This window comes from uncultured Clostridium sp. (assembly GCF_910588715.1).
Lineage (GTDB): Bacteria > Bacillota > Clostridia > Clostridiales > Clostridiaceae > Clostridium.
Window position 1 is genome coordinate 1 of the sequence record NZ_CAJURG010000016.1, and the last position, 11,334, is coordinate 11,334.

Genomic DNA, 11,334 nt, shown 5'->3' on the forward strand with positions numbered 1-11,334 from the left:
AATTTTCAAAGACCATTTTTCTGTCGCACCGAAGCGACTTCCTTATCTTATCATTCTTATCGATTTATGTCAATAACTTTTTTAAAAATTTTTAACATTAATATCTAAAGAAAAAATTTTGTCACTATTTATCTAATAAACTCTTTAAGTGTTTATTTTTGTCATCAGCGACATGATTTATAATATCATTATATAAAAATTTTAATTATATATTAATCATTATTTTTATAAATTATATTTATTTTTCTATCATTTTCAATATAATTCTCATTAATTCTTATATTGATACACCAGGATACGTTAATATGATGTTCTTATTACTTAGCCTGTTAATTAATATATATCATACAAAAAGAGAGTTAAAATAATTTATATCTTAACTCTCCCTTGTTTAAAGGTTATTTTTAGACTACTCTTTTTTTAGGAATAATAACTGGATTATTTTCTAATCCCTTTACCTCTTCATTATCATCAATAACTGTTCCCTTATCTGTAATAGTGTTACTCATAGTTACATTGCTACCTATAACAGTATTTTGAAGTATAACACAATTTTCAATTACACTACCCTCTCCAATATAAACATTTCTTCCGATAACACAATTTTTAACTGTTCCTTCAATATATGAACCATTAGCTATAATAGAGTTAACTACACTACTAGTTTCAGTATATTGAGTAGGGCAAGCATCTTTTGGTTTTGTATATATAGGGAAATTACTATAGAATAATTCTTTATTTACTTTTTCATTTAAAAACTCCATATTAGCATCATAGTATGCTCCTATAGAATTTATACATGCTAGATAACCATTAAACTCATATCCACCAACTTTTAGTTTATCTATATTTCCATTTATATAATTTTTTATCTTCTTATATCTTCCACCCCTGATACATTCATATATCATATCTATGAAAAGATCAGTTTTCATTATATACATTTCCATATTTATATTTGCACTATCTTTTAAACCTACATTTTCTCCAACACCAACTACTCTGTTGCTATTATCTAAATTTAAAACTTGGCAATCAATGAAACTATCTTCTACATGTTTAACATTTTTATATACTGTTGTTACATCATTACCTTCTGCAATATGATATTTAATTAAATCATTATAATTTATATTGCAAATCATATGTGATGAACAAATTAAAGTATATTCTTTTTTACTACGATCAAAATAATCTATATTATCTAAGAAATTATGAACATCATCATGTACAGGATCAATATCTCCAAAGTTAAATACTTTTAATCCATCTTTTTTACGATGAATATCCCAAGGCTTTCCATTAGTTAAGTGATCCATTAGAGATCTTGATTTATTTTTTGTAAATATTCCTATTGCTTCAATTCCTGAATTAGTCATATTAGATAATACAAAGTCAATTACTCTATATCTACCTGCTACAGGTAAAGATGCTAAAGGTCTGCATCTTGTTAACTCCGTAGTCTTTTGTTCATTTTCATCTAAGTTTATTATACCAATACAATTGTTCATTATTCTCTTTACCCCCTATATTATACTTCCATTTCACCTATTATAGTTCCACTTTTAATATCTTCCTTAGAAGCTATAACTGCTATTTCTTCACCATTACCTATTTTACAATCTTTTCTTATTTTTGCTTCTCCACCGATAATAGCCTTATTTATTACAACATTATCTCCAATTTTAGCATCTGTCATTATTACAGAGTCTTTTATTACAGTATTCTTACCAATATAAGCTCCTTCAAATAATACAGAATTTTCTACAGTTCCATGAACTGTACATCCTTCAACTACTAATGAATTTTTAACATTAGCATCTTTTCCAATATATTGAGCTGGTCTTACAGGACTAACTGAATATATCTTCCAGTCATCTTCATATAGATTTAATCCACTTTCTCTCTTTAATAAATCCATGTTAGCTTCCCAAAGGCTACTTATAGTTCCAACATCTTTCCAGTATCCTTTAAATGGATAAGCTACTAATTTTCTTCCTTCATCTAACATCTTAGGAATTATATTTTTACCGAAATCATTGCTAGATTCCTTATCCTTTTCATCTTCCTTTAATGCTTGTCTTAAAGTCTTCCAGTTAAATATATAAACTCCCATTGAAGCCATGTTACTCTTAGGATTTGCAGGTTTTTCTTCAAATTCATATATTGATAAATCATCATTAGTATTCATTATTCCAAATCTGCATGCCTCTTCCATTGGAACTTCAATTACTGCTATTGTAGCTTCAGCATTTCTTTCTTTGTGGAATTGAAGCATCTTATCGTAATCCATTTTATAAATATGGTCACCTGATAAGATTAATACATATTCTGGGTCATATCTATCTACAAACTCAATGTTTTGATAAATTGCATTAGCTGTACCTTTATACCAATTTCCACCCTTTTCTTCTTGGTATGGAGGTAATATACTTACTCCACCATCTCTTCTATCTAAATCCCATGGGCTACCTATCCCTATATGAGCATTTAGTTCTAATGGCTTATATTGAGTTAATACTCCAACTGAATATATTCCTGAATTAGAACAATTACTTAAAGGGAAATCTATAATTCTATATTTTCCTCCATAAGGCACTGCTGGTTTAGCTAACTTTTTCGTTAAAACACCTAATCTTGATCCTTGTCCTCCTGCTAATATCATAGCAACCATTTCTTTTTTTCTCACTATTTTCTCCATCCCCTCTAACTTAATCTATACAATATAATTGTATTTACTAAATTACATTTTCTTATTTATGTTAAATTTGTAATTTTACTAAAGACTCATATTATTTCTAATACACTTTTAATTTTTGTATATATAAATTTTGATCGCACACTAGTATAGGTATAATAAGTTTTAACTAGTTTAAATTTCAAAAAGTAAGGCACTTTAAAATTAATAAAAGTGCCATACTATTTATAAACCTTATAAAACTTTTAATATCATAAATTCATGTGCTTTTATTAAAATATTTATTGTATTGTTTTCTACTGTATATATTTTATTATTATCTAATAAATCTAAAACATTTGAGTTTACATTGTTAATTAATATATTTTCATCCTTTTCCATAATATTAACTACAATAATTATCTTATCATTGTTTAAAACTCTTTCATACCCTAATATACCATTGTTGAACTCTAAAAAATTTATTTCCCCATTTTTTAGGATCTCTTCATTAAATCTAATGGATGATATTTTTTTATAAAAATCTAATATATCATTATTTTCTCTACCCCAAGGATATGATTTTCTATTATCAGGATCTTTTCCACCAGTTAAACCAGCTTCATCTCCATAGTATATTAATGGAACTCCTGGTAATGTCATTTGAATTACCACTGCTTCTTTTAACAGATTGACATTATTATTTAGCATAGTTAATACTCTTTCGGTATCATGATTTCCAAGCAAATTCATTGTTGAATAAAAATACTCTCTAGGATAATTCTCTTTTAAAGATAAGTATTTTTTTATAAAATACTTAATTCCTATATAATTTCTAACTACATCTAAAATGATTTGTCTCAACGGATAATTTGTTACTGAATCTAATTCATTTCCAAATAGATATTCTCTCTTTCTATTATAACTAACCTTATTAGATGCATCTTCCCACACTTCACCAATTAATACACCATCCGATTTTACTTCTTTAAGCTTTTTCTTTAATATCTTAATGAATTCATCTGGCAATTCATCAGCAACATCTAACCTCCAACCGCCTGCACCAAGCCTTAACCATTTTTCTATTACAGAATTATCATTTCTGATTATATAATCTAAATAACTTGGATTAAGCTCATCTACGTTAGGCATATTAGAAAATCCCCACCATGTCTCATATAACTTAGGATAATCATTAAACCTATACCACCTATAATATTGAGACTGCAAAGATTGATAGGCACCTACAGAATCATAGTTTCCAAATTTATTAAAATATTTACTATCACTTCCTGTATGGCTAAAAACACCATCTAATATGATTTTCATGCCTAATTTTTCTGCTTCAATACATAAATCTTTAAATATTTCTTCATCTCCAAACATAGGATCTATTTTTTCATAATCACCTGTATCATATTTATGACAGCTAGGAGAATCAAATATTGGATTAAAATAAATAACACTTGCTCCTAATGATCTTATATATTCTAATTTCTTTTTTACACCTAAAAGATTTCCACCGTAAAAATCCCATCTAGCTATATCTCCACTTGTATCTTTTATATACATTGGATCATCATTCCAATTTCCATATATAAATGTATTTTTCTTAGGATTTAGAACTTTACCTTCCTCTTCTCCATTAAAAAATCTATCTACAAAAATTTGATATATTATTCCTTCTCTATACCAACTTGGTACATCTTTTTTAGAATATATAGTTATTTGATAACTTACTGGTTCATTAAAATATATCTGACCTATTCCGCCTAGTGATTCTATATTATTTCCATAAATAATATTTCTTCCATAATAATTTATTCTAAAATAATAGTATATTAATCCTATATTATTTGATGTATCTACTTCAGTTTCATAAACCCAATTATTTACGCTGTCATTCCATCCTATTTCGTTCATTTGAATTTCTATCTGATTGTTGTAAAAATTTATTAAATTAATATAAACTGAACACTTTTTACTAGTCCATAATCTGATTCGCACCTTATTTCCTATACTGACCGCACCAAAAGGATTTCTCAATTCAAGATTGTGAGAATCATGGAAAATTTGTATATCATCCAAATCCACATTCCCCCTATAGATTTTTATAAATTACTGTTGAACCCCAAATCCCTGTTGCATACTCTTTAATAGTTCTATCAGATGAGAATATTCCTGAATGTGCTATATTAACACCACACATCCTTTGCCATCTTTCCTTATCAATATATAATTCATTAACCTTTTCTTGAGCTCTTAAATAAGAATCAAAATCCTTCAAGACGAAAAACTCATCATTATACGTCAATAAATTTTCATATATACTTCTAAATCTATCTTTATCCCTAAAATATTTACCATTTATTAAATCGTTAGTTACTCTTTGTAACCTTGGATCTTTATTACATACATCCCATGATGAATATCCACCATTTTTATGATAATTTAATACCTCTTCTGCATTTAATCCAAAAATTATAATATTATCTTCTCCAACTTCATCTTTAATCTCAATATTAGCTCCATCTAATGTTGCAATAGTTATTGCACCATTCATCATGAATTTCATATTAGATGTTCCTGATGCTTCTTTAGTTGTTGTAGAGATTTGCTCACTTAAATCAGTTGCTGGAATTATCTTTTCAGCTAAAGAAACTTGATAGTTGTCTAACATTACAACTTTAATTTTTTGATTAACCCTAGGATCATTATTAATAGTTTCTGCAACTCTGCATATTAACTCAATTGTATTTTTAGCTAAATAATAACCTGGAGCAGCTTTTCCTGCAAAAATAAATGTTCGTGGTATTATATCTAAATTTGGATTATCAATTAATTTATTATAAAGATCCATTATTCTTAAACAATTTAAAATTTGTCTTTTATAAGCATGAATTCTTTTTATTTGAACATCAAAAATTGAATTCGTATCTATAACTATTCCCTTACTTTTATAAATCTCTTTTGCTAATTTTTCTTTATTAGCCTTTTTTATTTCTCCAAGCTTATTTAAAATACTTTTATCATCAAGATAATTTCCAAAGTTTTCTAAATCAGTTGGATGTTTTATAAAACTATCTCCAATAGTATCTAATAAAAGCTTAGTTAAACCAGGATTAGACCTTATTAGCCATCTTCTATGAGTTATACCATTGGTCTTATTATTAAATTTTGAAGGATATAAATAATAAAAATCAGACATTTCCTTCTTTTTTAATATTTCAGTATGAAGTTTTGCAACTCCATTAACACTATGGCTCCCTACTATAGCTAAATTAGCCATTCTAACATAGTTATCACCTATAATAGCCATTCTTGATATTTTATCCCATTGTCCTACATACTTATTCCATAGTTCCTCACAATATCTCTTGTTTATTTCTTCTATAATCATATAAATTCTTGGCAGTAATCCCTTAAACATATCAACTGGCCATTTTTCTAATGCCTCAGCTAAAATTGTATGATTAGTGTAAGAAATTGTGTTTTGAGTTATTCTCCAAGCATTCTCCCAAGATAATCCCTCTTCATCAAGTAATATTCTCATTAACTCTGGGATTGCTAATGTTGGGTGTGTATCATTAATGTGTATCGCTATCTTTTCATCTAGTAATTTTATATCTCCATTATGTTTTTTATAATGTCTTACTATACTTTGTATTCCTGCCGATACAAAAAAATACTGTTGCTTTAACCTAAGCATTTTTCCTTCATAAAATGAATCTTCTGGATATAAAACTAATGATATTGCTTCAACTGAATTTTTATAAGATATTGCTTTTAGGTAATCACCTCTACTAAATGAAGAAAAATCAAATTCATTAGATACAGGCTCAGCACTCCATAATCTTAAAGTATTTACTACTTCATTTTCATATCCAACTATAGGAGTATCATATGGTATAGCCAAAACAGGCTCATAGTTAACATGTGTAAATGTTAATTTACCATTTACATAATCAGAAACTATTGTTCCTCCAAACTTAACTATTTCAGCTTTATCTGGCTTTTTTATTTCCCATACATTTCCTTCTCTTAACCAATTATCTGATGCTTCAATTTGTTGGCAGTCAACTATTTTTTGCTCAAAAAATCCATACTTATACCTTATTCCACATCCATGCCCCGCAATATCCAATGATGCCATAGAATCTAGAAAACAAGCTGCTAGTCTACCTAATCCACCATTACCTAAACCTTGGTCACGTTCTAAATTTTCAATTTCTTCTAAATCAATATCTAATTCACTTAATGCTTCTTTGCAAATATCTCTTATTCCTAAATTCAAAAGAAAATCGCCTAATAGTCTACCTAATAAGAATTCCATTGAAAAGTAGTATACCTGTTTTTCTCCATTTTGATTATACCTTTTATTAGTATCCATCCATGTACTAACTACATAATCTCTAACCAAACTTCCCAATGCTTCATATTTTTGTTGATTACTTCCTTCCTTTAATTCCTTCCCATGTAATTGAACGAATTTATTGTTATAATCCTTTTTAAATGAATTCTTATCAATTGATAGCATATATCTACCTCCTATAGTTTGTATACATTAGGGTCTCTTAACTACTCCTTCATATAACCACTTATATTGCATAGCTGATTTTTCCCAACTATTATCTGAATTCATAGCTTGTCTGATTATGTTATTCCAAGCACTTTTATCGTTGTAGATCGTTAATGCATATTCCATAATTTGCATTAATTCATGTGAATTAAAGTTTTTAAATCCAAATCCATTTCCTTCTCCAGTATATTGGTTATAAGGGGATATTGTATCCTTTAATCCTCCTGTTTCTCTTACAATAGGAATTGATCCATATTTTAATGCTATTAATTGCCCTAATCCACAAGGTTCAAATAATGATGGCATTAAAAACATATCAGTAGCAGCATAAATTTTATGAGCTAAAGCATTGTCAAATTTAATATTAGCTGAAACTTTATCCGGATATCTATATTGTAAATTCTTAAATGTTTCCTCGTACCAATAGTCACCAGTTCCTAATATAACTATTTGTATATCTCTTTGAAGAAGTCTATCTATCATATTGACTATAAGATCACATCCCTTTTGATGTGTTAATCTAGATATTAAACCAATCATAGGGGTATCTTTTTTCTGTGGTAATCCTAACTCTTTTTGTAAAGCTAATTTATTTTCAACTTTATTTTCCAATGAATCAACATTAAAGTTTTTAAAGATAAACTTATCATCTTGAGGATTAAATTCCTCATAATCTATTCCATTAACTATGCCCATTAAATAATAACTTTTACTTCTAAGAAATCCATCTAACCCCTCACCATATTGAGGAGTTTTTATTTCTTCTGCATAAGTATTACTTACTGTTGTAATTTGGTCACAGTAATTTAATCCACCCTTTAAAAAACTTACTGCACCATCTAATTCAACACTTCCATTAACTAATGGCATATAGTCATATCCAAATAATTCAGGCAATACCTTGGGAGAAAAACTTCCTTTAAATAATAAATTATGAATTGAAAATACTGTTTTTATCTTTGAATAAAATGCATCTTTTTTATATTCTAAATTAAGTAAAACTGGTATCATTCCAGTTTGCCAATCATTACAATTAATTAAATCTGGTTGCCAATCAACTTGTTTAATAAATTCTAAAACAGCTCTATTAAAAAATGCAAATCTTTCTCCATCATCAAAGTATCCATACAATCCGTCCCTATTAAAATAGTATTCATTATCTATGAAGTAATATATTACTCCTTGATATTTATATTGAAAAATTCCACAATATTGATTTCTCCAACCAACAGGAACTGTAAACCACTTTATAAACTGTAGCTTTTGTTTAAATTCATCTTTTATATTTTTATACTTTGGTAATACTACTCTAACATCGACACCTATTTTATTTAATGATTTAGGCAATGCTCCCATTACATCGCCTAAACCACCTGTTTTAATAAAAGGATTTGCTTCTGATGCCGCAAACAATACTTTCATCTATTCACACTCCTATTTAGATTTATTATTTAATTTTAAAATAACAGCTGCCATCGGTGGAACCTTAATCTTTATAGAATATGGTTGATTGTTATGAGGTATTTCCTCTGCTATTAAATTTTCAGTCATTAATTGACCTGATCCTCCATAAATTTCACTATCAGTATTAAAATCTTGTACGTATTCTCCTAATACTGGAACACCAATTCTAAAGTCATATCTAACTACAGGAGTATAATTACATATAAATATTAGACATTCTTCATTTTCACTATCCCTTCTTATGAAAGAATATATACTATCATTACAGTTATCTGCATCAATCCATTGATATCCATTTGCCTTATAATCACCTTCCCATAAGGCTTTATTTTCTTTATAATAATGGTTCATATCTTTGAAGAATTGTTGAGTCTTTCTATGCATATCATACTCTTCAATTAAGTTCCATTGTAATTGCTCATATTCACGCCATTCAATAAATTGACCAAATTCCGCTCCCATGAACATTAATTTTTTACCTGGATGTCCCATCATATGTGCTAAATAAACTCTAACTCCAGCAAACTTATTCCAATAGTCTCCCCACATTTTATTTACAAGTGAACCTTTTCCATGTACAACTTCATCATGAGATATAGATAATACAAAGTTTTCTGAATAATGATATGCCATTGAGAATGTAAGCTTATGATGATGATATTTTCTATTTACTGGGTCCTCTTTAATATATTTTAAAGTATCATTCATCCATCCCATATTCCATTTAAAGTTAAACCCTAGTCCATCTTCTTCAATAGGCTTAGATATTTTAGGCCATGATGTAGATTCTTCAGCAATTGTCATTACAGTAGGGAATTCTTCATGAAGCGCACTATTATAATCTTTTATAAATTGTATTGCTTCTAAGTTTCCATTTCCACCATAAATATTAGGTCTCCATTCACCATCATTTCTTCCATAATTTAGATATAACATGTTTGACACTGCATCATTTCTAATTCCATCTATATGGAATTCTCTAATCCAATAGAAAAGATTTGATATTAAAAAGCTTTTAACTTCTGGTCTTCCTAAATCAAAATTGAATGTTCCCCATCCTTTATTCTCTCTCTTCCAACCTTCTTCATATTCATAAGTTGGAGTTCCATCAAACATATATAAACCATGCGCATCCTTACAGAAATGACTTGGTACCCAATCTAATATTACTCCTATACCAACTTTATGCAATTCATCAATTAAATATTTAAAATCATTTGCATTTCCATATCTACTAGTTGCAGAATAATATCCTACACCTTGATATCCCCAAGAAGCATCTAATGGATGCTCTAATACTGGTAATATTTCTACATGAGTATATCCCATGTCTACTAAGTACTTAGGTAATTCCTCAGCAATCTCTCTATATGTTAAAAATTCTCCATTTTTAGTTTTCCAAGAACCTAAATGCATTTCATAGATATTAATTGGACTTTCATACATATTGAATTTTTTTCTTTTCATCATCCAACTTCTATCATTCCATTTATATTTAACATTATCACTAATTATTGATGCAGTATTTGGTCTTTTTTCGGATTCAAACGCATAAGGGTCAGCTTTATATTTATGCTCACCATGCATACTTTCTACTGAATATTTATATTTTTCTCCTGGTTCTAACCCTTCTATGAATATACTCCATAGACCCTGGTCTGATACCTTTTCCATTTTATATTCTTCTCTTACTTCAAAGTTAGAAAAATCTCCTACAACAAAAACATTCTTTGCTCTAGGCGCCCATGTTGTAAATCTAACTCCTTTTTTTCTTTTTTCAGAAACAACATGTGCCCCCATGAAAGCATATGCTTCATAATGCTTCCCTTCATGGAATAAAGAAATATTTTCCATATTCAATTCACATTTTGCCTTCTTTCTAATAACCTTGTTATCTAAATTTTTATTATCTATGTTTTTATTTATTGAACTAACATCTTTAATTGTATTTTTTTTACTATTTGTCTTAATAGCTACTCCAGTTTCTCCACTCATGTGAATTTCCCCCTCATCTTTTATACTAGTGTGACTTTTCCTAATATAGAAATTACTTCTCTATTTTTAATTCTACCATCAAGCTTTTATACTCTTCAACTTCTTTTAACCGACATTTAATCTAATAATCCTCCCCTCTAATTTTTACGTTTACATTAAATTTGTTGTATTTTGTCGTTTCATCTTTTGTATTATACTTTCTTGTCTATATTTGGTATATTTTTATGTATAGCTTTAATGTTTTATTATATGTAATTATATGATTTTAAATTTTTTATATTACTTTCTTAGTTGAAAGAATTATATTAAAGATTTATTTTTATTATTTATTAATAAATTCAATATAAAATTAATTGTTTTTTCTAAAATAATAAAAAAATTTCAATAAATATAAGATTTTAAATAATAGTGCTTTATCAAAAAATTCTAAAATTATATATTCATTAGAAACAAAAATTAGACTATTTTAATAAAATAATCTAATTTTATATAACACAAAAAGCACTTAGCATTAGCTAAGTGCTTAACTACCTGGCAACGTTCTACTCTCCCACACAGTCACCTGTGCAGTACCATTGACGCTGTAGAGCTTAACTTTCCTGTTCGGAATGGGAAGGAG

Annotated in this window: 6 protein-coding genes and 1 rRNA gene; all 7 read right to left on the reverse strand. The window is 28.0% G+C overall.

All coding sequences use genetic code 11. From position 1 onward, the window contains the following. Positions 1-404: 404 nt before the first annotated feature. Complete coding sequence (gene glgD, locus QZ321_RS12085) at positions 405-1,511, reverse strand: glucose-1-phosphate adenylyltransferase subunit GlgD (protein WP_291742510.1); 1,107 nt, start codon at positions 1,509-1,511, stop codon at positions 405-407. 20 nt (positions 1,512-1,531) lie between these two features. Then, positions 1,532-2,689 (reverse strand): glucose-1-phosphate adenylyltransferase, encoded by a 1,158-nt coding sequence (locus QZ321_RS12090; RefSeq protein ID WP_291750265.1) that lies wholly within the window; start codon positions 2,687-2,689, stop codon positions 1,532-1,534. A gap of 243 nt (positions 2,690-2,932) precedes the next feature. Next, complete coding sequence (locus QZ321_RS12095) at positions 2,933-4,771, reverse strand: glycoside hydrolase family 13 protein (RefSeq protein WP_291742504.1); 1,839 nt, start codon at positions 4,769-4,771, stop codon at positions 2,933-2,935. Positions 4,772-4,778: 7 nt separating this feature from the next. Beyond that, on the reverse strand, positions 4,779-7,214 hold the full coding sequence (locus QZ321_RS12100; protein ID WP_291742500.1) for a glycogen/starch/alpha-glucan phosphorylase: 2,436 nt from the start codon (positions 7,212-7,214) through the stop codon (positions 4,779-4,781). A 27-nt stretch (positions 7,215-7,241) separates the two neighbouring features. Continuing rightward, complete coding sequence (glgA, locus tag QZ321_RS12105) at positions 7,242-8,678, reverse strand: glycogen synthase GlgA (protein ID WP_291742498.1); 1,437 nt, start codon at positions 8,676-8,678, stop codon at positions 7,242-7,244. Between the two features lie 12 nt (positions 8,679-8,690). Continuing rightward, positions 8,691-10,574 carry a 1,4-alpha-glucan branching protein GlgB gene (glgB, locus tag QZ321_RS12110; RefSeq protein ID WP_291750268.1) on the reverse strand — a complete coding sequence of 628 codons (1,884 nt, stop codon included), beginning with the start codon at positions 10,572-10,574 and terminating at the stop codon, positions 8,691-8,693. Between the two features lie 670 nt (positions 10,575-11,244). After that, positions 11,245-11,334: ribosomal RNA gene (gene rrf / locus QZ321_RS12115) — 5S ribosomal RNA — on the reverse strand; the annotation flags it as partial.

Coding starts and splice junctions, on each gene's coding strand:
- glgB (WP_291750268.1), bottom strand. CDS start 10,574: ATGGAAAATATTTCTTTATTCCATGAAGGGAAGCATTATGAAGCATAT.
- glgA (WP_291742498.1), bottom strand. CDS start 8,678: ATGAAAGTATTGTTTGCGGCATCAGAAGCAAATCCTTTTATTAAAACA.
- QZ321_RS12100 (WP_291742500.1), bottom strand. CDS start 7,214: ATGCTATCAATTGATAAGAATTCATTTAAAAAGGATTATAACAATAAA.
- glgD (WP_291742510.1), bottom strand. CDS start 1,511: ATGAACAATTGTATTGGTATAATAAACTTAGATGAAAATGAACAAAAG.